Genomic DNA, 21685 nt, shown 5'->3' on the forward strand with positions numbered 1-21685 from the left:
CATGGCGCAGTCGATCAACACGGCACTGCGCGAGGCGATGGCCGCCGACCCGACCGTCGTCGTGTTCGGGGAGGACGTCGGCCCGCTCGGCGGGGTGTTCCGGGTCACCGACGGGCTCACCGCCGAGTTCGGCGAGCACCGCTGCTTCGACACCCCGCTCGCCGAGTCCGGCATCGTCGGCACGGCGGTGGGGATGGCGATGAACGGGCTGCGGCCCGTCGTCGAGATGCAGTTCGACGCGTTCGCCTACCCGGCGTTCGAGCAGATCGCCAGCCACGTCGCGAAATTCGGCAACCGCACCTCGGGCCGGATGCGGCTGCCGATGGTCATCCGGGTGCCCTACGCCGGCGGGATCGGCGGCGTCGAGCACCACTGCGACTCCTCCGAGGCGTACTACGCCCACACCGCCGGGCTGACCGTGCTCGCCCCGGCCACGAACGCCGACGCCCACGGCCTGCTCCGCGCGGCGATCGAGTACCCGGACCCGGTGGTCTTCCTGGAGCCGAAGAAGCACTACTTCACCAAGGAGGAGGTGGACACGACCGTCCCGGTGCCGCCGATCGGACGTGCCGTCGTCCGCCGCCCCGGGGTCGACGCGACGCTCATCGCCTACGGCCCGACGGTCCCGGTCGCGCTCGCCGCCGCCGAGGAGGCCGCCCGCGAGGGCCGTGACCTGGGCGTGGTCGACCTGCGGTCGATCGTCCCGTTCGACGACGAGACCGTCTGCGCGCAGGTCCGCCGGACCGGGCGGGCGGTCGTCGTCGCGGAGGCCCCGGGGTTCGCCTCGGTCGCCTCGGAGATCGCCGCCCGGGTCTCCGAGCGGTGCTTCCACCACCTCGAGGCGCCGGTGCGCCGGGTGACCGGGTTCGACGTGCCCTACCCGCCGCCGAAGCTGGAGCAGCACCACCTGCCCGGGGTGGACCGGGTGCTCGACGCCGTCGACTCGCTCGGCTGGGAGGACGCGGCGTGAGCGCGCAGGTGTTCACCCTGCCCGACCTGGGGGAGGGGCTGACCGAGGCCGAGCTGGTCCGCTGGCTCGTGGCCGACGGGGACACCGTCGGCGTCGACCAGCCCGTGGCCGAGGTGGAGACGGCGAAGGCCGTGGTCGAGGTGCCGTCGCCGTACGCGGGCACGGTGCTGACCCGGCACGGCGCGGAGGGCGAGACGCTGCGGGTCGGGGAGCCGCTGGTGTCGGTCGGGGACGCCGAGGACGCCGGGTCGGGGAACGTCCTGATCGGGTACGGCACGTCCGGCGGGCACGAGGGGGCCCGCCGGCGTCGCCGGGCCGCGAAGCGTGCCCCCGCGCTCGCGCCCGAGCCCGCCGCCGCACCCGCCGCTTCGCCCGAGCCCGAGCCCGCTGCCGCGCCCGCGGTCCCGGCGGCGACGTCCGTCGCCGAGCGCGCGCCGGGGGAGCGCCGGCCGGTGCAGTCGCCGGTGGTGCGGCGGCTGGCCCGCGACCACGGCATCGACCTCGCGACGGTCGAGGGGACCGGGCTCGGCGGGATGGTGCTGCGCCACGACGTGGCACTCGCCGCCGCACGCGCCGCGGAGGCTGCCGCCGCCGAGCCTGCTGCCGCGCCGCCCGCCGCCGCGCCGCCCGCCGCAGCACCGCCCGCCGCTGCTGCACCGCCCGCCGCGACGACCGCCATCGCACCGGACCGCGACCCCCGCACCGGGCTCGCGGTGCGCGAGGTCGTGCCGCTCCGCGGGGTCCGCCGCGCCGTCGCCGAGACCCTGACCCGCAGCCGCGCCGAGATCCCCGAGGCCACGACCTGGGTCGACGTCGACGCCACCGACCTGCTCGCCCTGCGCCCGCAGCTCGCCGGCGCCGACGGTCGCCCGGTCGGGCTGCTCGCGATCCTGGCCCGGTTCGTCGTCGCCGGTCTCGCGCGGTTCCCCGAGCTCAACGCCCGGGTCGACACGCAGGCGGGGGAGATCGTGCACCTCGACGGGGTGCACCTCGGCATCGCCGCGCAGACCGACCGTGGCCTGGTCGTCCCCTCGGTGGCCGACGCCCACCGCCTCGGGATGCGCGGACTCGACACCGAGATCCGTCGGCTCACCGCGGCCGCCCGGGACGGCTCGGTCACCGCCGCGGAGCTGACCCGCGGCTCGTTCACCCTGAACAACTACGGGGTGCTCGGCGTCGACGGCAGCGCCGCGATCATCAACCATCCCGAGGTCGCGATGCTGGGCGTCGGACGGGTGCTGCCGCGGCCGTGGGTCGTCGACGGCGTGGTCGTCCCGCGGTCGATCACCCAGCTGTCACTGGTGTTCGACCACCGCGTCTGCGACGGCGGCACCGCGGGCGGGTTCCTGCGGTTCGTCGCCGACGCCGTCGAGTCCCCGCTGTCCGCGCTGGCCGACCTGTGACCCTCAGCGCCGCCGCGTGATCACCACCGGCTCGACGCGCTGCGGGACCTGCCCGAACGCACTCCCAGCGGCTTCCGTGATCGCGGTGTCGCGGGTCGCCGCAGCTCAGCGCGCCGGGACGACCGTCCAGGCCGGGGCCTTCGCCGGGCGGCCGTCCCCGGAGGACCGGCCCCGCAGGCGTCGTCCGACCCAGGGCAGGACGTGGGCGCGGTAGTAGGCGAGCCCCGCGGCCGGCCCGGTCGGCGGGGTCGTGGCGACGGTCGTCGCGGGCGTCGCGCCGCGCACCCCGAGTGCCTCCAGCACCAGCCCGGCGGCGCGCAGGTGCCCGGGCGTGCCCAGGTGCAGGCGGTCGTCCGACCAGTAGCCGGGCCTGCGGATCTCGGCGTCGCCGAACACGTCGACGAAGGTGAGCCCGCGGGCGGCGGCGAGCGTGCGCACCGTCGCCGACAGCTCGGCGCCGCGGCGGTGGACGACCCGTCCCAGCGGGAGGCGGTCCGACGGGTCGGCGCCGCTGAGCAGCACCAGCCGGACCCCCGCCGCCGCGCAGCGGTCGACGGCGCGGGCGGTCAGCGCGGCGAGCCCGTCGACGTCGGTGCGGGGGCGCAGCATGTCGTTCCCGCCACCGTTGAGCGTGATCAGCGTCGGTGCGGGGTCCAGCGCCAGCGCGGCGTCGAGCTGCGGCCCGACGACGTCGGCCAGCAGCCGGCCCCGCACGGCCAGGTTCGCGTAGTGCACCGGTTCGCCGGAGGCGCCGGCCAGCCCGGCGGCGACCCGGTCGGCCCAGCCGCGGGGGACGCCCGCCGCGTCCTCGTCGCCCACGCCCTCGGTGAAGCTGTCCCCGATCGCCACGTACCGCACGGGGTCAGCATCCGCGTCGCGATCGCCACGGCTCTGCCCGGGGGTGGTGACGGCTGTTACCCTCGATTCGTGCGCGGTCGGATCATTACCCGGCGCGCCGGCTGAAGCCAGGGAGCCGGCGCGTGGCACGTCGTGCCCGCCGGACCTGGCCGGATCCTGACGTTCGCCCTCGAACACCGGAGATCCGATGAACGCCCTCACCGCCGAGCGCACCAGCACCGACAGCGATCCCGCCGAGCACGGTCACGTCGTCTCGCTGCTGCTGACCGACGCCGACGACGGCCTGTACAAGGTCCTCACCATGCTGCGGTCGCGCCGCTGGAAGGTCCGCTCGCTGCGGGTCGACATGTCCGGCGAGATCGGCCGGGTCGACCTCGTCGTCACCCGCGACGGACGGGACGCCGACCTGCTGCTCGAGCAGCTGCGCCGGGTCGTCCCGGTGGTGCGCGCCGACCTGGGCTGAACCGCCGCACCACGTCCCTGGTCGGGGACCCCGAGGCTCAGTCGTCGACGGTGCAGGTCGGTGTGACGTCGATGCGATGTGGGTGACGTCTGCGAGCAGCATCGTCGTCAGTCCGGTCCGCGGTAGGTGTGCCCGGTCGGAGTGGTGGTGACGACGGCCCCGGTCGGGGGCGCGAGCCACGTGCCAGCCGGGTTGTTCGCGGACGTGGTTGTGGAACTCGCACACCCCGCGCCCGTTCTCCAGCTCCGTCCGCCCACCGTCGGCATTCCGCTGGATGTGGTCGAGGTGACGGACGGGAGCGTCACAGTAGGGCTCGGTGCACCGGTTCCCGGCGCGGGCTTTCACGAGGGTGGCGAGGAGCCCGGTGAAGGTGCGCCTGCGGGAGTCGCCGCCGATGACCAGACCGTGGTCGGTGAGCAGTCTGCGCAGCGACTTGGTGCCCTCGGGGTTCGCGAGCAGGTCGACCGGCACCGGTCCGAGCCCGGGGATCTCGGCGGGCAGCGGGGAATGCGGGTCGAGCAGGGACTGCACGGGCACGGTGACCTGTACTTCGAGGTTCACCGCCGTCGCGGTGGCCTGTCCGGTGACGCGTTCGACGAGGGTGTCGGCGAGGACCTGTCCGCGGGTGCGGGTCAGGGGCTCGGGGTCGACCTGGACCTCGACGAAGGCCTTCTGCAGCGCGGCCAGACATGCGGCGCCCTGCTCGACCGGCACGTAGGCGGTCAGATAGCTCATCGCGTCCGGTGCCGGGCGCAGTGTCACTCGGCGTTCGGCCTTGGCGGCGTGGACGCGGGCGCGGAAGCGGTCGGGGGCGATCTCGGCGACCAGACGCCGGGTCATCGCCCGCAGCCGCCCGATGCCGTACCGGGTGAGGTCGCGGACGGCGGCGAGCCGGGAGTCGACCCGCGCCCGCTGGGTGGTGTTCAGGTCGCGGCACTCGACGGCGATCGCGGACACCTTCGCGGCGCTGAGCTCGCCGGCTCGGTGCAGGCCGCGGATCCGGTCGAGCCCGGAGTGCAGGTCGCGGGCGTTCGCCGCCCGGGTTCGGGCCTCGGCGGTGGAGACCCGGCAGGCCAGCTGGATCTGGGCGACCACGCTGCGGTGGAGCTTCTCGGGATCCAGGTCGGCCGGGCCGTTCTCCACGTGGGAGCGGGCGAAGGCCCGGATCCGGGTGGACTGGAGCGCGGCGAGCGAGGCCTGGAGGGCTTCGATCTCCTGGATCTGGTCGACCAACTCCGACTCGGACCACGCGCAGGTGTCGGCGCTGAGGGCTTGTTCGACGAGGAACCGGAGCAGGGTGAGGTCACCGGAGGGGAACCCGCCGCCGGGCACGCCGGTGGCGTGGGCGGGTGGTTCCTGGGTGGCGGTCACACCATCGACGATACTCGAACTAGTGTTCGAGAACCAAGTTTCCGTTCACTATTGCGAATCCTTGACCTGCGGAGACGTCTCCACGTTTCGCGATCCGCGAACCCCGCCCTACCCCCGAGGCGTCAACCGCGCGTTCGGCAGCTCCGGCGCCGGCAACGTCGACTCCCAGGCGTCCGGGAACACCCCGAAGCGCCCACCGTCCCGCCCTCCGGCGGCACGCTCGTCCTGCCACTGCTCCCGGTAGGCCGCGACCTCGTCGTGGGTGGAACCGACGAAGTTCCACCACATCACGATCTGCTCGCCCAGCGGCTCCCCGCCGAGCAGCACGAGGCGGGCGCCGTCGTCGCCGGCGTGCAGGTCCAGGGTCGTCCGGCCCGGCGGGAGGTACACGAGCTCGGCGGACGCGGCCGCCGTCCCGCACACCCGCGCCGAGCCGGCGTCGACCAGCACGCCGTGCTCGAACCCGGCGTCGACGTCGAGCGTCACCGCCGCCCCGGCGGGCAGTACGACCTCGGCGCCCAGCAGCGGGGTGAACGTCTCCACCGGCGACGTCGACCCGGCCAGCGACCCGAGGAACACCCGCAGCGCGGCGTCCCCGGCCCGCACCCGGGGCGGCGCGTAGTGCTCGAAGCGGGGCGCGGTGTCCCGGTGCGCGGCGGGCAGCGCCAGCCACAGCTGCACCCCGTGCAGCACCTCGGTACCTCGCGTGGAGAACTCCGAGTGCGCGATGCCGGACCCCGCGGTCATCAGGTTCAGCTCACCCGGGCGCACGATCGCGTGCGCGCCGGTGGTGTCGCGGTGCTCGACCTCCCCGTTGAACAGCCACGACACCGTCGCCAGCCCGGTGTGCGGATGCCCCGGCACGGCCATCCCGCCCGTGTCGGCGACCCGGTCCGGGCCGTAGTGGTCCAGGAAGCACCAGGCCCCGATCAGCGACCGGGTACGGCGCGGCAGCGTGCGGCGCACCGTCATCGCGCGCGGCCCGCCCAGCGGCACGTCGCGCGGGGTCACCAGCTCCGCGGCGGCGGCGTCGCCCCCGCAGACGACCTCCTCCGGCGCGGTCTCGACGTTGCTCACCGCGCCCTCCGCCGGACGGTGGCGACGGCGTCGGGCGTCACCAGGTCGAGGATGTCGGCGTAGCCCTGGTGGGTCGACACCCAGCGCCGCACGTACGGGCAGACCGGCACGATCCGCTGCCCGGCGGCGCGGGTGTCGTCCAGCGCGAAGCGGACCAGGGTGCTCGCGAGCCCGCGCCCGGACAGCTCCGGGTCGACCTCGGTGTGGTGGAAGATCCGCTGCTCGTGGTCGTCGACGTACTCGGCCCGGCCGACCACGGTGCCGTCGATCAGGATCTCGTATCGGTGGTGGCCCGTGTCGTGGGTGACCACGGTGTCGTCGGTGTCGCCGGACATGTGCTCAGCCTCTCAGGACGCCCGGCGCCGCACCACGCGGCCGTCGGCGTCGCGCTCGGGGACGGGGTGCGCCGACAGGATCGAGACCCGGTTGAACGCGTTGATGGTGATCGCCGCCCAGACCAGCACCGACACCTCGTCGTCGGTGAGGTCACCGCGGACGGCGGCGTAGGCGTCGTCGTCGAGGTGGGTCCCGGCGGTCCGGGTGACGGCCTCGGCGAGACCGAGTGCGGCGCGCTCGCGGTCGTCGTAGAGGGCGCTGTCGCGCCAGGCCGGGAGCAGCGTCATCCGCTGCGGGGTCAGCCCGGCCGCGAGCCCCGCCCGCCAGTGCGTGTCCAGGCAGGTCTCGCAGCCGTTGATCTGTGAGACCCGCAGGTTCACCAGCTCCAGCAGGTCCCGGTCCACCCCGGCCGCGGCGGCGCGCTCGCGCACGACCGCGACGACGTCGGTCATCGCCCGGAACACCTCGGGGGTCTGCTTGTCGATCCACACCCGGCCCATGTCACCTCCGAACCCGTCACGCGGCGACGGTGTTCCGGGCGGGTGCTGTCTCGACGGTCACGACCACCGCCACCATCACCACCGCGGCGACGACCGGGGTGAACGGCGCGAACGCCGACAGCCCCAGCAGCACCGCCAGCAGGACGACGGCGGCGCTGCGCCCGGCGGTGAGCGTGGGGCGCAGCGCGAGCGCCCACACCCCGAGGACGAACAGGGCGACCGGCACGGTCAGCGTCGCCCCGGCCGCGGCGGCGGACAGCCCGGTCGCGGTGGTGTCGACGTCGACGGCCACCTCGATGCCCGCCGAGAACGCCCCGGCCGCGGCGAAGACGAGGTAGTGGCCGTAGCCGTGCACCAGCGCCCGCGGCATGGCCCGCAGGTGCTCGTGCTGGTCGCGGGCGAAGTAGACCCACCACATGCCCGCGGCCAGCACGAGCCCGCACGCCGAGAGCAGCAGCAGCGGGCCGAGGTGCTCGGCGGAGGACAGCGCGTCGACCACGGCCGTCGTCGACGCCAGGACCGACTCGCCCAGCAGGATCAGGGTGAACAGGCTGTAGCGCTCGGCGATGTGGTGCGGGTGCCACGGCGTCGTCCGCGCCCGCTCGGCGACCACCGGGACCGCCAGCTCGGCCAGCGCCAGCACGACGAACCCCACCGGGTGCGGGTCCACGAGCACCCAGGCGATCCACAGCAGCTGGACGACGACGATGCCGCCCGCGTAGCGCAGCGCCGTGACCCGCAGCTCCGGGTGCGAGCGGGCCGCCCGCAGCCACTGCGTGACCATCGCCAGGCGCATCACCACGTAGCCCGCGACGAGCACGCCGTAGCCCTCACCGGCCATCGCCGACGGGGTCCCCGCGGCCAACACCAGCGCCCCGGCCATCTGCACCAGGGTGGTGATGCGGTAGAGCCAGTCGTCGACGTCGAAGGCCGAGGCGAACCAGGTGAAGTTCATCCAGGCCCACCAGATGCCGAAGAACACCAGCAGATACGACCCGACCCCGGCGCCGACGTGCCCGCCGGACTCGGAGTGGTGCAGCGCCGCCGACGACAGCGACACCGCCACCACGAAGACCAGGTCGAAGAACAGCTCCAGCGGACTCGCCGCCCGGTGGGGCTCGTCCGGGTCGCGGGGGCGCATCGCACGCAGGCCGAGGTTCACGTCGGCCATCGTTGCGCGCCGCACTACCCTTCGGCTGCGCCGACACGGGGAAGGACCCATCGATGACGACACCGGACACCCGGCCGCGGGTGCTGCGCCGGACGGGTGACTCCGAGGTCGCCCCGATCGAGCTGTTCTTCGACCTGGTCTACGTGTTCGCGATCGTCCAGGTCTCGCACACGCTGCTGTACCACCTGACCCCGCTCGGGGCGCTGGAGACGGCGGTGCTGTTCGCCGCGGTCTGGTGGCTGTGGAACTACTCGGCCTGGGCGATGAACTACCTGGACCCGGCGCGCCCGTCGGTCCGGATGCTCAACGCCGGGCTGATGCTGGCGGCGCTGGGGATGGCGCTCGCCCTGCCGGGCGCGTTCGGCGACTCCGGGCTGCTGTTCGCGCTGTGCTTCGCCGCCGCCCAGATCGGGCGCCCGCTGTTCCTCGTCGTGAGCGCGCGCGGGCACGTCATGGCGCGCAACTACCGCAACCTGCTGGTGTGGAGCGCCGTCGCGTCGGTGCTGATGGTCGTCGGCGCGTTCCTCCCGCCGGTGGCCCGGCTGGTCGTCTGGGCGCTGGCCGTCGCCGTCGACATGGCGGGGCCGCGGTTCGAGTTCCGGGTGCCGGGGCTCGGGTACACCCCGCTGGAGGACTGGCCGACCGACGTGGAGCACCTCGCCGAGCGCAACCGGCTGGTGTTCATCATCGCGCTCGGCGAGTCGATCCTGATCATGGGCTTCACGCTGTCGGAGATGGAGGTCGTGACCCCCTACGCGGTGGTGATCACCCTGCTCGGGTTCGCCGGCCTGGTCGCACTGTGGTGGTCCTACTTCGCGCTCGCCGGGCACGGCACCCGGGCGAGCTCCGGTGACGGGTCGACCCGCGCGGCGCGGGCCGCGTTCGCCTACGCGCACGGCCTGATGGTGGCCGGCGCCGTGCTGTTCGCGGTCGCGATCGACCTGCACCTCACGCACCCGGAGAACACCCCGGCCCTGGTGCTGACCTCGGTCGGCGGGCCGCTGCTCTACCTCGCGGGGAACAAGCTCTACCTGCAGGGCCGCACCGGGACGGTCGGGCGGTCGCGCTACGTCGCCGCCGCGGTGCTGGTCGTGGCCGCGGCGGTCGCGCTGGTCGCCGGGCACGCCCTGCCCGCGATCGTGATCGGGCTGGTCGTGCTCGCCGTGGTGGTCGGGCTGGCCGTGGTCACCGAGCTGGCCGAGCGGCGGGCCTAGTCCTCCTCGACGGCGTCGCGCAGCGCGTTCTCCAGCACCTCGGTCAGCGCGGGGTGGATCCAGTACTGGACGTCGGCGAGACGCTGCGCGGTCACGCCCAGCACCATCGCCTGCACCAGCTGCTGGACCATCGTCGACGCCTGCGGGCCGAGCAGGTGCGCCCCCAGCAGCGTGCCGTCGGGGGCGACGAGGACCTTGCAGAACCCGCGCTGCTCCTCCAGCGCCCAGCCGAAGGCGACGTCGGCGTACTCGTGGAACCCGACCCGGAACTCCAGGCCCTCCTCGCGGCACTGCTGCTCGGTGCGCCCCACGGTGCCGATCTGCGGGGTGGTGAACACCGCGGCCGGGACGAACCCGTGGTCCACCTCGCGCAGCTCGTCGGGGTGGGCGAGGTTGTGCCCGACGACCTCGGCCTCGTGGTTCGCGACGTGCTTGAGCGGGTGCGGGGTCGAGATGTCACCCAGCGCCCACACGCCGTCGGCGGTGGTGCGGCCGTGGGCGTCGACGACGACGCGGCCGGCGTCGTCGATGTCCACCCCGGCGTGGTCCAGGTCGAGCCGGTCGGAGTTCGGACGGCGCCCGGCCGCGACGAGCAGCCGGTCGGCCCGGACCTCGGTGCCGTCGTCGAGGTGCAGCCGCACGTCGCCCTCGCCGCCGGTGACCTTCTCCACCGTCCGGCCGGTGTGGACGGTGAAGCGCTCGCGGGCGGCGTCGGTGAACCGCTCCACGACGGTCTCGTCCATCCCGCCGAGCAGGGTGTCGGAGCTCTCGACGATCGTGACCTCGCAGCCCAGCCCGCCGAACACGTGCGCGAACTCGGCCGCGATGTAGCCGCCTCCGATGATCGCCAGGTGCTCGGGCAGCTCGTCGATCCGCATGATCGTGTCCGAGGTGTGGAACGGGACGCCCGAGTCCGCGACCGGCGGCGGGACCACCGGCCGCCCCCCGACGGCGAGCACGATCCGGTCCGCGGTGAACTCCGCGGTGCCGCCGTCGGCCAGGTCCACCGTCATCGCGCGCGGCCCGGTGAAGCGGGCCGTGCCGTCGTAGACGGTGCCGTGGTCACGGCGGTAGTCGCGGCCCTGCTCGCCGATCGGGTCGAGCCGGGCGAAGACCCGGTCGCGGATGTCGCTCCAGCGGATCCGGTCGATCCGGGCGTCCACGCCGTAGGACGACGCCGTGCGCACCGTCTCGGCGACCTCGGCGGTGTAGGCGAGCATCTTGGTCGGGATGCAGCCGACGTTGAGGCAGGTCCCGCCGAACCGGGTCGCCTCGACGTGGGCGACGTCGAGACCGTCGAAGCGGTCGTCGACGATCATGTTCCCGGATCCGGTGCCGACGATTGCGAGATCGTGATGGGCCACCCGCCGAGCCTAGGAAGACCGGCGGCATCCCGCGCGTCGACGGGGCGACGACGCCGCCGCCATCGGGCGGTCGGCGTGCGGTACTGGCACTCTGGCCCCGGCGGTGGCGCGGCGCCCCGCGGGAGGCGGCCGGTGATGACCGATCCGACGGACGGCCCGGGAGGAGTGCCCGGCCTGTCCGCCGCGACCGCGGAGGGCGGCGGCCTGGCCCTGGAGGCGGTGCCACACCCGTCCGGGCCGGTGGCGCTGCACGCCGTCGGCGACGTCGACGTCGCGACCGCGCCGTTCCTGGCCGAGCAGGTGGGCGCCTGGTTCGCCGCGGCCCCGCGGATCGTGCTGGACCTGTCCGCGGTCGGCTTCCTCGGCTCGGCCGGGATCGCGGCGCTGCTGGACTGCCACCGCGACGCCGCCGCGGCCGGGGTGGTGCTGGAGCTGTACTGCGGCACGGCGCGCCAGGTCCGCCGGGTCCTGCAGGTCACCGGCACCCTGGAACACCTGCGGGTGCTCGACCCGCACCCGCCGCCGGAGACCCCCGAGGGCCGCGCCCCGCTGTTCCCGGTGCCCGACTGACCCCGGCCCTCAGCCGAGCAGCTCCCGGCCGGTCCGGTGCCGGTGCAGCACCTGGACGTCGGTCGTGCCCTCCCGCAGCGACGCCGAGGTGTCGGACATGTGCTCCAGCAGCGTGTCCGCGAAGGCGATGACGGCCGGGGTGGGGGCGATGTCGGCCCGCCGCGCCAGCGCCACCGTGCGGTGGATCGCCGGGTTGAGCACCGTGCGCCGCAGCCGCGGCCGCCCGATGAACGTCAGGTCCGGCACCACCGCCACCCCGGTGCCGGCCTCGACCATGCGCAGCACCGCGTCCATCTGGCCGCCCTCGACGGCGATCCGCGGCGTGACCCCGGCGACGGCGTAGGCCCGCAGGGTCACCTCCCGCAGGTCGTAGCCCTGGCGCACCATCACCAGGTCGTGCCGGGCGAGCTCGGACACCGTCATCGACCCGCGCGGGGTCAGCGGCCTGCGCGCCCGCGGCGAGGCGACCGAGAGCCGTTCGCGCAGCAGGGGAGCGGTGTGCAGGGTCGGGTCCACCCCGTCGGGGGGCACGATCACCAGCGCGACGTCCAGCTCCCCCTGCACCAGCGCCGCCTCCAGCGGCTGCGAGCCGTCCTCGGCGAGCTCGACGGCGATCTCGGGGTGCCGGGCGTGGAAGACCCGCAGCACGTCGGACAGCACGCCGATGCACAGCGACGGCGTCGCCCCGACCCGCACCCGGCCGCTGCGCAGGCCGACCATCTCGGCCACCGTCGTGCGGACCATGTCGGAATCGGCGAGCATCCTGCGTGCCAGTGGCAGCACCGCCTCACCGGCCGGGGTCAGCGTGACGGCCGACCCGCGGTTGATCAGTGGGGAGCCCAGCTCGTCCTCCAGCGCCCGCAGCGCGCGGCTCAGGGTCGGCTGGGCGACCCCCACCTGGTCGGCCGCCCGAGTGAAGCTGCGCACGTTCGCCACGGCGACGAAGTACATGAGCTGCTGAAGTGTCACGTGCATAGCTTACGGCTATGAGCGGAGACCGTTTCATGCATTGGACTGCCTTACCCGTTGGTATGTCCACTGGAGGACGTGGTCACGATGTCCGAGAAGTCCCGGGCCGGCGGCGGAGCCAAGCCCGCCGCACCCCGGCGCCCGCGCACGCCCAGTGCGCTGCTGAAGTTCGTGATGGCGGTGAGCGGCGTCGTGCTGCTCGGCTACGTCACGCTGCACATGATCGGGAACCTGAAGATCTTCTTCGGCCCCGAGGCGATCGATCACTACGCGGCCTGGCTGCGCACCATCCTGGAGCCGGCGCTGCCCTACTCGGGCATGCTCTGGATCGTCCGCGTGGTGCTGGTCGTCGCGGTGGTCGCCCACATCTGGTCGGCGACGATGCTCGCCCTGCGTGCGCGCAGGGCCCGCCCGATCAAGTACGCGGGTGGCTCCTACCAGGTCAAGGGCAGCTACGCGGCCCGCACCATGCGCTGGGGCGGCGTGATCATCGCGCTGTTCGTGATCTACCACCTGCTCGACCTCACCGCGGGCACGCTGAACCCGAACGGCGTGCACCTCGCGGTGGCCGACAACCTCGCGGCCGACTTCACCCTCGCCCGCTGGTACGTCACCCTGTTCTACGTCCTCGCGGTGGTCGCGCTGGGCTTCCACGTCCAGCACGGCATCTTCTCGGGCATCCAGACGCTCGGGTGGTCGTCGAACAGCCGTGAGCGCACCATCAAGGTGGTGTCGACGGTCTTCGCCGCCGTGCTGACCCTCGGCTTCATCTCGGTGCCCCTCGCCGTCACGTTCGGAGTGGTCTGACCCATGACTGACGCCTCGTCCCACCACATCTCCTACGCCGACTACGCGACCGGCGAGCCGGTCGTCGACAAGGCGGTCCCCTCGGGCGCCATCGAGACCCGCTGGGAGCGTCGTCGTTTCGGCGTCAAGCTGGTCAACCCGGCGAACAAGCGCTCGAAGAAGATCATCGTCGTGGGCTCCGGCCTGGCCGGCGGCTCCGCGAGCGCGACGCTCGGCGAGGCCGGCTACCACGTCAAGACGTTCTGCTACCAGGACAGCCCGCGGCGCGCGCACTCGATCGCCGCGCAGGGCGGCATCAACGCGGCGAAGAACTACCGCAACGACGGCGACAGCGTCTACCGGCTGTTCTACGACACCGTGAAGGGCGGCGACTTCCGCGCGCGGGAGTCCAACGTCCACCGGCTCGCCGAGATCTCCCGCCAGATCATCGACCAGTGCGTCGCGCAGGGCGTCCCGTTCGCCCGCGACTACGCCGGTCTGCTCGACAACCGCTCGTTCGGCGGCGTGCAGGTCTCCCGCACCTTCTACGCCCGCGGTCAGACCGGCCAGCAGCTGCTGATCGGCGCCTACCAGGCGCTGGAGCGCCAGGTGAAGGCCGGCACCGTCGAGATGTACGCCCGGCACGAGATGCTCGAGCTGATCATGGTCGAGGGTCGTGCCCGCGGCATCGTCGCGCGCGACATGGTCTCCGGCGAGATCGAGGTGCACACCGCCGACGCGGTCGTGCTCGCCTCCGGCGGCTACGGCAACGTCTTCTACCTGTCGACGAACGCCAAGGGCTGCAACGTGACCGCCGGCTGGCGGGCGCACCGCAAGGGCGCGCTGTTCGCGAACCCCTGCTTCACCCAGATCCACCCGACCTGCATCCCGGTCTCCGGCGACCACCAGTCGAAGCTGACCCTGATGTCGGAGTCGCTGCGCAACGACGGCCGCGTCTGGGTCCCGAAGAAGCTCGGCGACGACCGCGGGCCGAACGAGATCCCGCACGAGGAGCGCGACTACTTCCTCGAGCGCAAGTACCCGGCGTTCGGCAACCTGGTGCCCCGCGACATCGCGTCCCGGGCCGCCAAGGAGGTCTGCGACGAGAAGCGCGGCGTCGGACCGTCGGGCCTGGGCGTGTACCTGGACTTCGACGACGCCATCCAGCGCCTCGGCCGCAAGGCCGTCGAGAACAAGTACGGCAACCTGTTCGAGATGTACGAGCGGATCACGGGTGAGAACCCGTACGAGGTCCCGATGCGGATCTTCCCCGCCGTGCACTACACGATGGGTGGCCTCTGGGTCGACTACGACCTGCAGTCGACCATTCCGGGTCTCTACGTGGCCGGCGAGGCGAACTTCTCCGACCACGGTGCGAACCGGCTCGGTGCGTCCGCGCTGATGCAGGGTCTGGCCGACGGCTACTTCGTCCTCCCGGTCACGATCGGCGACTACCTGGCCAAGAACGAGCTCGACGCCGTCCCCGACGACGCGCCCGAGGTCGTCGAGGCCGTGCAGTCGGTCACCGACCGGATCGACCAGTTCCTGTCGATCAACGGCACCCGCACGGTGGACTCGTTCCACCGCGAGCTGGGCCAGATCATGTGGGACTACTGCGGCATGGAGCGCACCGAGGAGGGTCTGCGCAAGGCGCTGGACCGCATCCCTGAGCTCCGTCGCGAGTTCTGGAACAACGTCAAGGTGCCGGGTACCGGCGCGGAGCTCAACCAGAGCCTGGAGAAGGCCGGCCGGGTGGCCGACTTCCTCGAGCTCGGCGAGCTCATGTGTCTCGACGCGCTCGTGCGTCGCGAGTCCTGCGGCGGTCACTTCCGCGGGGAGAGCCAGACCGAGGACGGCGAGGCGCAGCGCGACGACGAGAACTTCTCCTTCACCTCGGCCTGGGAGTACACCGGCCGCGGGCAGGCTCCGGTCCTGCACAAGGAGGAGCTCACGTTCGAGTACGTGCACCCGACCCAGCGCAGCTACAAGTAAGAGGACCGACGGACATGAAGCTCAACCTGAAGGTCTGGCGCCAGCGCGACGCGGTCGACAAGGGGCGCCTGGTCACCTACACCGTCGACGCCGACGAGGACATGTCGTTCCTCGAGATGCTCGACGTGCTCAACGAGAAGCTGATCCTCTCCGGCGACGAGCCGGTCGCGTTCGACCACGACTGCCGCGAGGGCATCTGCGGCTCGTGCAGCATGGTCATCGACGGCCGGCCGCACGGCCCGCAGCGGGCGACCACCACCTGCCAGCTGCACATGCGGCACTACTCCGACGGCGACACGATCGTCATCGAGCCGTTCCGCTCGGGCTCGTTCCCGGTCATCAAGGACCTCGTCGTCGACCGCGCCGCGTTCGACAAGATGATCCAGGCCGGCGGCTACGTCTCGGTGAACACCGGGTCGGCGCCGGAGGCCAACTCCAACGCCGTGCCGAAGGTCGCCGCGGACCGCTCGTTCGCCGCGGCGAACTGCATCGGCTGCGGTGCCTGCGTCGCGGCCTGCCCGAACGGGTCGGCGTCGCTGTTCCTGGGCGCGAAGCTGACCCACCTGGGTGAGCTGCCGCAGGGCCAGCCGGAGCGCTACGAGCGCGTCGTCAGCATGGTGGAGGAGCACGAGGCCGCCGGGTTCGGCGGCTGCACCAACACCGGCGCCTGCGCCACCGCCTGCCCGAAGGAGATCCCGCTCGACGTGATCTCCCAGCTGAACCGCGACTACCTCGCGGCCACGGTGGGCGGCCGGAAGAAGTAGGACACACCGTCGCGACGGCCCGGGCCACCTCCTCCGCGGGGTGCCCGGGCCGTCGTGCGTCGTGGGGGAGGGGTCGTGGACGGACTGTTCGGACGGGAGCGGCGTGCGCTCGGGCCCGGCGCGGTGCACGTCCCGGACTGGCTCGACCTCCCCGGGCAGCGCAGGCTGGCCGACGCCTGCCGGGGGTGGGTCCGCGACGGTCCCGGTCTGCGCACGGTGACGCTCCCCGGCGGTGGCGTGATGTCGGTCCGCAGCGTCTGCCTGGGGTGGCACTGGCTGCCCTACCGCTACTCGCGCACCCGCGACGACCAGGACGGCGGTGCCGTCCCGCCGGTCCCGTCGTGGCTGGCCGACCTCGGCCGGGCCGCGCTGGCCGCGACCGGCCACCCGGACGCGCAGGCGTACCGGCCGGACGTCGCGGTGGTCAACTTCTACGACGGCGACGCCCGCATGGGCCTGCACCAGGACCGCGAGGAACGCTCGCCCGCCCCGGTGGTGTCGCTGTCGGTCGGGCGGGCGTGTGTGTTCCGGCTCGGCACCGCCGGGCACCGCGGGCGGCCGTGGACCGACGTCGAGCTGTACTCCGGTGACCTCGTGGTGTTCGGCGGGGCGAGCCGGCTGGCGTTCCACGGGGTGCCCCGGCTGCTCGACGACCCCGGACCGCCCGGCACCGGCCTGCGGTCCGGGCGGCTGAACGTCACGCTGCGCGAATCGGGTCTCGACGGCCCGTGACGTGTGAGCCACGTCTCGATAGGACGGCCAATCGCCGTCCCGACGTAGATCACATGTGATCTGGGTCGTACTCTCTGGCGACCACCGCACCGTGTGTGCGGCGGGTGTTCACGAGGACACGACGTCGTGTCAGGTCTCTTCGGCGTCGTCGAGACGACAGGAGCTCCCGTACGTGTCATCCACCACTGACGCGTCCACCGGCCGGGCCACCATCGCCGCGCGCACGCTGCGCACGGACCGATGGTGGCTTCCCCCGCTGGCCACCTTCGTGGCGTTCGTCGCCTGGGTCGCCTACGCGACCGTGCGGGCGTTCATGCAGAACTACTACTTCGTCCCCGAGTACGGCTATCTGACGCCGTTCTACTCGCCGTGCGTCTCGACGGGCTGCGTCGAGGAGGCGTCGCACTTCGGCCGGTTCCTGCCCGACGTCTGGTGGCTGCCCTACGCGGCGGTCTCCCTGCCGTTCCTGCTGCTGTTCCGGCTGACCTGCTACTACTACCGCAAGGCCTACTACCGGGCGTTCTGGCTCTCCCCGCCGGCCTGCGCGGTCGCCGAGCCGCACCGGCGCTACAGCGGTGAGACGCGCTTCCCGCTGATCCTGCAGAACGCGCACCGCTACTTCTTCTACATCGCCGGGATCATCACGCTGATCAACGCCTACGACGCGGTGCTGGCCTTCGCCAAGCCCGGCGGCGGGTTCGGCCTGGGGCTGGGCAACATCATCCTGGTCGTGAACGTGGTGCTGCTGTTCGGCTACACGCTCTCGTGCCACTCGTGCCGCAGCGCCGTCGGCGGGCGGCTCAACCACTTCTCGAAGCACCCGGTCCGCTACAAGCTCTGGACCCAGGTCTCGAAGCTGAACACGCGGCACAACCAGTTCGCGTGGGCGACGCTGGTGAGCCTCGCCGTCACCGACTTCTACGTCATGGCCGTCTCCGCCGGCTGGATCAGCGACCTGCGGATCGTGGGGTGAGCACCGAGATGGACGAACAGATCGAGCGGCACGACTACGACGTCGTCGTCATCGGGGCCGGCGGTGCCGGCCTGCGGGCGGCGATCGAGGCGCGGCTGCAGGGCAAGCGGACGGCGATCATCTCCAAGTCGCTGTTCGGCAAGGCGCACACCGTGATGGCCGAGGGCGGCTGCGCGGCGTCGATGGGCAACGCCAACCCGAACGACAACTGGCAGGTCCACTACCGCGACACCATGCGCGGCGGGAAGTTCCTCAACAACTGGCGGATGGCCGAGCTGCACGCCAAGGAGGCCCCGGACCGGGTCTGGGAGCTGGAGACCTACGGTGCGCTGTTCGACCGCACCAAGGACGGCAAGATCAGCCAGCGCAACTTCGGCGGGCACACCTACCCGCGGCTGGCGCACGTCGGCGACCGGACGGGTCTGGAGCTGATCCGGACCCTGCAGCAGAAGGTCGTCTCGCTGCAGCAGGAGGACCTCGCCGAGACCGGCGACGCCGAGTCCCGGATCCGGGTCTTCCACGAGTGCACGATCACCGAGCTGTTCACCACCGACGGTGCGATCTCGGGCTGCTTCGGCTACTTCCGCGGCGACGGCCGGTTCGTGCGCTTCGACGCCCCGGCGATCGTGCTCGCCACCGGCGGGGTCGGGAAGAGCTACTCGGTCACGTCGAACTCCTGGGAGTACACCGGCGACGGCCACGCACTGGCCCTGCGCGCCGGCGCGACGCTGATCAACATGGAGTTCCTGCAGTTCCACCCGACGGGCATGGTGTGGCCGCCCTCGGTGCGGGGCCTGCTGGTCACCGAGTCGGTCCGCGGTGACGGCGGCGTGCTGCGCAACACCGACGGCAAGCGGTTCATGTTCGAGTACGTGCCGGACGTGTTCAAGGAGCAGTACGCCACCTCCGAGGAGGAGGGCGACCGCTGGTACACCGACCCGGACAACAACCGGCGCCCGCCGGAGCTGCTGCCCCGCGACGAGGTGGCCCGGGCGATCAACTCCGAGGTCAAGGCCGGGCGCGGGACCGAGCACGGCGGGGTGTTCCTCGACGTGTCCACCCGGCTCAAGCCCGAGGAGATCCTCAAGCGGCTGCCGTCGATGCACCACCAGTTCAAGGAGCTGGCCGACGTCGACATCACCAAGGAGCCGATGGAGGTCGGCCCGACCTGCCACTACGTGATGGGCGGGGTGGAGGTCGAGCCGGACACCGCGATGTCGAAGGTCCCCGGCCTGTTCGCCGCGGGCGAGGTCGCGGGCGGCATGCACGGCTCCAACCGGCTCGGCGGCAACTCGCTGTCGGACCTGCTGGTGTTCGGCCGTCGCGCCGGGCTGCACGCCGCGCAGCACGCCGACGCCGGCCGGCCCGCCGTGGCCGAGTCCGACGTCGCCGCGGCGCTGGAGCGGGCGATGCTGCCGTTCTCCAGCGCGACCGCGGGCGGGGAGAACCCGTTCGTCGTGCAGCAGGAGCTGCAGAAGACGATGCACGAGCTCGTCGGGATCATCCGCAAGGGCGAGGAGATGGAGCTCGCGCTGAAGAAGCTCGAGGACATCGCCACCCGCACCCGGACGGTCTCGGTGGAGGGGCACCGCCGGTTCAACCCGGGCTGGCACCTGGCCCTGGACCTGCGCAACATGCTGCTCGTCGCGCTGTGCACCGGGAAGGCGGCGCTGGAGCGCCAGGAGTCCCGGGGCGGGCACACCCGCGACGACTTCCCGGTCATGGACTCGGACTGGCGGCACCTGCTGCTGGTGTGCCGGGCCATCGGCGAGGACGACGTCGAGCTGACCCGCCAGGAGCAGCTCCCGATGCGGTCGGACCTGTTCGACCTGTTCGAGATGGACGAGCTGAAGAAGTACTACACCGGAGACGAGCTGGGCGGTCACCGTGCCGACTCCGCGGAGGGGAACCAGTGAGCAGTCACCTGCACCACTTCCGCGTCTGGCGCGGCGACGACACCAAGGGCGAGCTGGTCGACTACCCGGTGGAGGTGAACGAGGGCGAGGTCGTCCTCGACGTCATCCACCGGCTGCAGGCCACCGAGGCCGGCGACCTGGCCGTGCGGTGGAACTGCAAGGCGGGCAAGTGCGGCTCGTGCTCGGCGGAGATCAACGGCCGGCCGCGGCTGATGTGCATGACGCGGATGAACACCTTCGACGACGAGGAGGTCGTCACCGTCACGCCGCTGCGCAGCTTCCCGGTGATCCGCGACCTCGTGACCGACGTGTCGTTCAACTACACCAAGGCCCGCGAGATCCCCAGCTTCACCCCGCCCGAGGGCGTCGCGCCGGGCGAGTACCGGATGGCGCAGGTCGACGTCGAGCGGAGCCAGGAGTTCCGCAAGTGCATCGAGTGCTACCTGTGCCAGAACACCTGCCACGTGGTCCGTGACCACGAGGAGAACAAGGAGGCGTTCGCCGGGCCGCGCTACCTGATGCGGATGGCGGAGCTGGACATGCACCCGCTCGACGCGCACGGCAACCGCGCCGTCGAGGCCCAGGAGGAGCACGGGCTGGGGTTCTGCAACATCACCAAGTGCTGCACCGAGGTGTGCCCCGAGCACATCAAGATCACCGACAACGCGCTCATCCCGCTCAAGGAGCGCGCGGTGGACCGCAAGTACGACCCGCTGGTGTGGCTGGGGGACAAGATCTTCCGGCGCTCCGGGAGCTGAGCGTGCCCCCGCACCCCGGCGGCGGCCGTCGCACCCGCCGCACGGGGTGCGGGGACCGCGCCGGGGGTGCGACGGGTCGCTCAGCGCTCCATCGACCGGCGGATCTCGGCGAGCCGGTCGGCGGCCTTGCGCTCGCGCTCGGCGAACGCGTCCTCCGCCTCCGCGGCGCGCGCGTCGCCGCCCGCGAGCTCCTCGGCGGCCGCCGCGGTCGCGGCGCGGCCCTCGATGCGGTCGCGCACGTAGGAGAACGTGGGGACGCCGTCGTCGGTGTAGTCGGTGACGGGCTCGACCGGGTCGGGCACGGCAGGGTCGGGGACGGCGGGCAGGTGGGTCGGGTCGGTCATCGGGCCTCCTCGGTTCCGCCCCCGACGGTAGGCGATGAGAACGCCCCCGGTGGGCGGTCGTCACCGTCATGACGACCTTCGCGCTCGTCCCCGGGGCGGGGACCGACACCTGGTACTGGGGCCCGCTGGAACGGGAGCTGACCCGGCGCGGCCACCGCGCGGTGCCGGTCGAGCTGCCCTGCGACGACGACACCGCCGGGCTGGAGATCTACGCCGACGCCGTCGTGGCCGCGGTCGGCGGTGCCGAGGACCTCGTGGTCGTCGCGCACTCCTTCGGCGGGTTCAGCGCACCGCTGGTGTGCGACCGGGTCGCGGTGCGCGAGCTCGTCCTGGTGACGGCGATGGTGCCGCTGCCGGGCGAGTCCGCGGCGCAGTGGGGCGACGCGACCGGCGCCGGGGCGGCGCTCGCGGAGCAGGACGCCCGCGACGGGCGCGACCCCGACGACGTCGTCGGGCTCTTCTACCACGACGTCGACGAGTCGGTCGCGAACGAGGCACTGCGTCACGAGCGCGACCAGTCCGCGACGCCGTGGACCCAGCCGTGGCCGCGTGCGGCCTGGCCGGACGTGCCGACCCGGTACCTGCTGTGCCGCGAGGACAAGCTGTTCCCGGCCGCGTTCGTCCGGACGATGCTCGCCCGGCGGCTGCGCGGCGTCGTGCCCGAGATGGTCCCCGGCGGGCACCACCCCATGCTGTCGCACCCGGGCGCGCTGGCCGCGGCGGTGCTCGGCCGCTGAGGGCAGGCGATGATGGCGCCGTGGCGCGCACGCGGATCCGGGAGCTGGTGGTGGTGCACGACGCGGCCTGCGCGCCGTGCTCGCGGATCGCCCAGGAGCTGCCGGGCTGCGTGACCGTCCGGGTCCGGGCGCGGTCCTGCCACGAGCCGCGGCTGGCCGAGATCTACCCGAACCTGCCGGCCGCCGTCGCCGGGTGCCGAGCGCCGGCGGTCGGTGTGCTCCGCACCGACGGGCAGGTCCGCTGGTGGACCGGGATGCGCGGGATCGTCGGGCTGGCGCCGGTGCTGCGGCCCGGCGCGCTGCCGGTCGCGGTCCGGCTGCTGCGGGAGGCGGCCGCGGTGCGGCGCTGAGGCCGGGCCCCGGTGAGCCGATCATCGCCGCACCGGAGATCCTGGTCGGACCAGACTCGCCGTCCGA

General features: G+C 72.8%; 22 protein-coding genes and 1 pseudogene. 14 read left to right on the forward strand and 9 right to left on the reverse strand.

The annotated features are described in order from the left end of the window. Window position 1: 1 nt before the first annotated feature. Window positions 2–970 (forward strand): alpha-ketoacid dehydrogenase subunit beta, encoded by a 969-nt coding sequence (locus KPL57_RS03760; protein WP_226350650.1) that lies wholly within the window; start codon window positions 2–4, stop codon window positions 968–970. Beyond that, complete coding sequence (locus KPL57_RS03765) at window positions 967–2373, forward strand: dihydrolipoamide acetyltransferase family protein (RefSeq protein ID WP_226350475.1); 1407 nt, start codon at window positions 967–969, stop codon at window positions 2371–2373. The genes KPL57_RS03760 and KPL57_RS03765 overlap by 4 nt, the downstream gene beginning before the upstream one ends. Before the next feature lie 105 nt (window positions 2374–2478). Here KPL57_RS03765 and KPL57_RS03770 read toward each other — a convergent pair whose 3' ends face one another. Continuing rightward, complete coding sequence (locus KPL57_RS03770) at window positions 2479–3231, reverse strand: SGNH/GDSL hydrolase family protein (RefSeq protein WP_226350476.1); 753 nt, start codon at window positions 3229–3231, stop codon at window positions 2479–2481. Between the two features lie 301 nt (window positions 3232–3532). On the opposite strand from KPL57_RS03770, the gene KPL57_RS71705 reads away from it, so the two are divergent. Beyond that, window positions 3533–3694, forward strand: a complete 162-nt coding sequence (locus KPL57_RS71705) for a hypothetical protein (protein ID WP_374203659.1) — start codon at window positions 3533–3535, stop codon at window positions 3692–3694. A gap of 624 nt (window positions 3695–4318) precedes the next feature. Here KPL57_RS71705 and KPL57_RS71710 read toward each other — a convergent pair. The 5 genes and pseudogenes from KPL57_RS71710 to KPL57_RS03800 all read right to left on the reverse strand — a co-directional run. Beyond that, window positions 4319–5065: pseudogene (locus tag KPL57_RS71710) on the reverse strand (DUF222 domain-containing protein); the annotation flags it as partial. A 108-nt stretch (window positions 5066–5173) separates the two neighbouring features. After that, window positions 5174–6142, reverse strand: a complete 969-nt coding sequence (locus KPL57_RS03785) for a pirin family protein (RefSeq protein WP_226350477.1) — start codon at window positions 6140–6142, stop codon at window positions 5174–5176. Beyond that, window positions 6139–6477: a GNAT family N-acetyltransferase gene (locus KPL57_RS03790; protein ID WP_226350478.1), complete on the reverse strand. Its 339-nt coding sequence runs from the start codon at window positions 6475–6477 to the stop codon at window positions 6139–6141. Before KPL57_RS03790 ends, KPL57_RS03785 begins: the two co-directional genes overlap by 4 nt. Before the next feature lie 12 nt (window positions 6478–6489). Continuing rightward, window positions 6490–6978, reverse strand: coding sequence for a carboxymuconolactone decarboxylase family protein (locus KPL57_RS03795; RefSeq protein ID WP_226350479.1), 489 nt, complete (start codon window positions 6976–6978; stop codon window positions 6490–6492). Window positions 6979–6994: 16 nt separating this feature from the next. Next, window positions 6995–8149: a low temperature requirement protein A gene (locus tag KPL57_RS03800; protein ID WP_226350480.1), complete on the reverse strand. Its 1155-nt coding sequence runs from the start codon at window positions 8147–8149 to the stop codon at window positions 6995–6997. Between the two features lie 53 nt (window positions 8150–8202). Between KPL57_RS03800 and KPL57_RS03805 the strand changes: the two genes are divergently transcribed. Further along, window positions 8203–9363, forward strand: a complete 1161-nt coding sequence (locus tag KPL57_RS03805; protein WP_226350481.1) for a low temperature requirement protein A — start codon at window positions 8203–8205, stop codon at window positions 9361–9363. Here the strand turns inward: KPL57_RS03805 and KPL57_RS03810 are convergent. Beyond that, the gene (locus KPL57_RS03810; RefSeq protein ID WP_226350482.1) at window positions 9360–10727 is read right to left on the reverse strand and encodes a mycothione reductase; all 1368 of its coding nucleotides are present in this window, start codon (window positions 10725–10727) and stop codon (window positions 9360–9362) included. The two genes, KPL57_RS03805 and KPL57_RS03810, sit on opposite strands and share 4 nt — an antisense overlap. A gap of 135 nt (window positions 10728–10862) precedes the next feature. Here KPL57_RS03810 and KPL57_RS03815 point away from each other — a divergent pair, with 135 nt between their 5' ends. Then, complete coding sequence (locus tag KPL57_RS03815) at window positions 10863–11297, forward strand: STAS domain-containing protein (protein ID WP_226350483.1); 435 nt, start codon at window positions 10863–10865, stop codon at window positions 11295–11297. A 9-nt stretch (window positions 11298–11306) separates the two neighbouring features. Here KPL57_RS03815 and KPL57_RS03820 read toward each other — a convergent pair whose 3' ends face one another. Beyond that, window positions 11307–12266, reverse strand: a complete 960-nt coding sequence (locus KPL57_RS03820; RefSeq protein WP_224401790.1) for a LysR family transcriptional regulator — start codon at window positions 12264–12266, stop codon at window positions 11307–11309. 87 nt (window positions 12267–12353) lie between these two features. On the opposite strand from KPL57_RS03820, the gene KPL57_RS03825 reads away from it, so the two are divergent. From KPL57_RS03825 to KPL57_RS03855, 7 genes are all read left to right on the forward strand, one after another. After that, window positions 12354–13073 carry a succinate dehydrogenase cytochrome b subunit gene (locus KPL57_RS03825; RefSeq protein WP_178372991.1) on the forward strand — a complete coding sequence of 240 codons (720 nt, stop codon included), beginning with the start codon at window positions 12354–12356 and terminating at the stop codon, window positions 13071–13073. A 3-nt stretch (window positions 13074–13076) separates the two neighbouring features. Continuing rightward, the gene (locus KPL57_RS03830; RefSeq protein ID WP_226350484.1) at window positions 13077–15044 is read left to right on the forward strand and encodes a fumarate reductase/succinate dehydrogenase flavoprotein subunit; all 1968 of its coding nucleotides are present in this window, start codon (window positions 13077–13079) and stop codon (window positions 15042–15044) included. A 14-nt stretch (window positions 15045–15058) separates the two neighbouring features. Next, window positions 15059–15808, forward strand: a complete 750-nt coding sequence (locus KPL57_RS03835; protein ID WP_208820962.1) for a succinate dehydrogenase/fumarate reductase iron-sulfur subunit — start codon at window positions 15059–15061, stop codon at window positions 15806–15808. Window positions 15809–15883: 75 nt separating this feature from the next. Next, window positions 15884–16540 (forward strand): alpha-ketoglutarate-dependent dioxygenase AlkB, encoded by a 657-nt coding sequence (locus tag KPL57_RS03840; protein ID WP_226350485.1) that lies wholly within the window; start codon window positions 15884–15886, stop codon window positions 16538–16540. A 172-nt stretch (window positions 16541–16712) separates the two neighbouring features. Continuing rightward, window positions 16713–17513, forward strand: coding sequence for a hypothetical protein (locus tag KPL57_RS03845; protein ID WP_226350486.1), 801 nt, complete (start codon window positions 16713–16715; stop codon window positions 17511–17513). An 8-nt stretch (window positions 17514–17521) separates the two neighbouring features. Further along, window positions 17522–19429 (forward strand): fumarate reductase/succinate dehydrogenase flavoprotein subunit, encoded by a 1908-nt coding sequence (locus KPL57_RS03850; protein ID WP_226350652.1) that lies wholly within the window; start codon window positions 17522–17524, stop codon window positions 19427–19429. Continuing rightward, window positions 19426–20187 carry a succinate dehydrogenase/fumarate reductase iron-sulfur subunit gene (locus KPL57_RS03855; RefSeq protein ID WP_178372989.1) on the forward strand — a complete coding sequence of 254 codons (762 nt, stop codon included), beginning with the start codon at window positions 19426–19428 and terminating at the stop codon, window positions 20185–20187. Before KPL57_RS03850 ends, KPL57_RS03855 begins: the two co-directional genes overlap by 4 nt. An 80-nt stretch (window positions 20188–20267) precedes the next feature. Here KPL57_RS03855 and KPL57_RS03860 read toward each other — a convergent pair whose 3' ends face one another. Continuing rightward, on the reverse strand, window positions 20268–20531 hold the full coding sequence (locus tag KPL57_RS03860) for a hypothetical protein (RefSeq protein WP_226350487.1): 264 nt from the start codon (window positions 20529–20531) through the stop codon (window positions 20268–20270). Window positions 20532–20599: 68 nt separating this feature from the next. Between KPL57_RS03860 and KPL57_RS03865 the strand changes: the two genes are divergently transcribed. Then, entirely contained in the window at window positions 20600–21268 is a 669-nt protein-coding gene (locus tag KPL57_RS03865; RefSeq protein WP_226350488.1) for an alpha/beta fold hydrolase, read from the forward strand. A 20-nt stretch (window positions 21269–21288) separates the two neighbouring features. Then, window positions 21289–21618, forward strand: a complete 330-nt coding sequence (locus tag KPL57_RS03870) for a hypothetical protein (protein WP_226350489.1) — start codon at window positions 21289–21291, stop codon at window positions 21616–21618. The last annotated feature ends 67 nt before the right edge of the window (window positions 21619–21685 follow it).

The organism is Pseudonocardia sp. ICBG601, from assembly GCF_020496245.1.

Coding starts and splice junctions, on each gene's coding strand:
- KPL57_RS03760 (WP_226350650.1), top strand. CDS start 2: ATGGCGCAGTCGATCAACACGGCACTGCGCGAGGCGATGGCCGCCGAC.
- KPL57_RS71705 (WP_374203659.1), top strand. CDS start 3,533: ATGCTGCGGTCGCGCCGCTGGAAGGTCCGCTCGCTGCGGGTCGACATG.
- KPL57_RS03790 (WP_226350478.1), bottom strand. CDS start 6,477: ATGTCCGGCGACACCGACGACACCGTGGTCACCCACGACACGGGCCAC.
- KPL57_RS03795 (WP_226350479.1), bottom strand. CDS start 6,978: ATGGGCCGGGTGTGGATCGACAAGCAGACCCCCGAGGTGTTCCGGGCG.
- KPL57_RS03800 (WP_226350480.1), bottom strand. CDS start 8,149: ATGGCCGACGTGAACCTCGGCCTGCGTGCGATGCGCCCCCGCGACCCG.
- KPL57_RS03805 (WP_226350481.1), top strand. CDS start 8,203: ATGACGACACCGGACACCCGGCCGCGGGTGCTGCGCCGGACGGGTGAC.
- KPL57_RS03815 (WP_226350483.1), top strand. CDS start 10,863: ATGACCGATCCGACGGACGGCCCGGGAGGAGTGCCCGGCCTGTCCGCC.
- KPL57_RS03825 (WP_178372991.1), top strand. CDS start 12,354: ATGTCCGAGAAGTCCCGGGCCGGCGGCGGAGCCAAGCCCGCCGCACCC.
- KPL57_RS03830 (WP_226350484.1), top strand. CDS start 13,077: ATGACTGACGCCTCGTCCCACCACATCTCCTACGCCGACTACGCGACC.
- KPL57_RS03835 (WP_208820962.1), top strand. CDS start 15,059: ATGAAGCTCAACCTGAAGGTCTGGCGCCAGCGCGACGCGGTCGACAAG.
- KPL57_RS03850 (WP_226350652.1), top strand. CDS start 17,522: ATGGACGAACAGATCGAGCGGCACGACTACGACGTCGTCGTCATCGGG.
- KPL57_RS03860 (WP_226350487.1), bottom strand. CDS start 20,531: ATGACCGACCCGACCCACCTGCCCGCCGTCCCCGACCCTGCCGTGCCC.
- KPL57_RS03865 (WP_226350488.1), top strand. CDS start 20,600: ATGACGACCTTCGCGCTCGTCCCCGGGGCGGGGACCGACACCTGGTAC.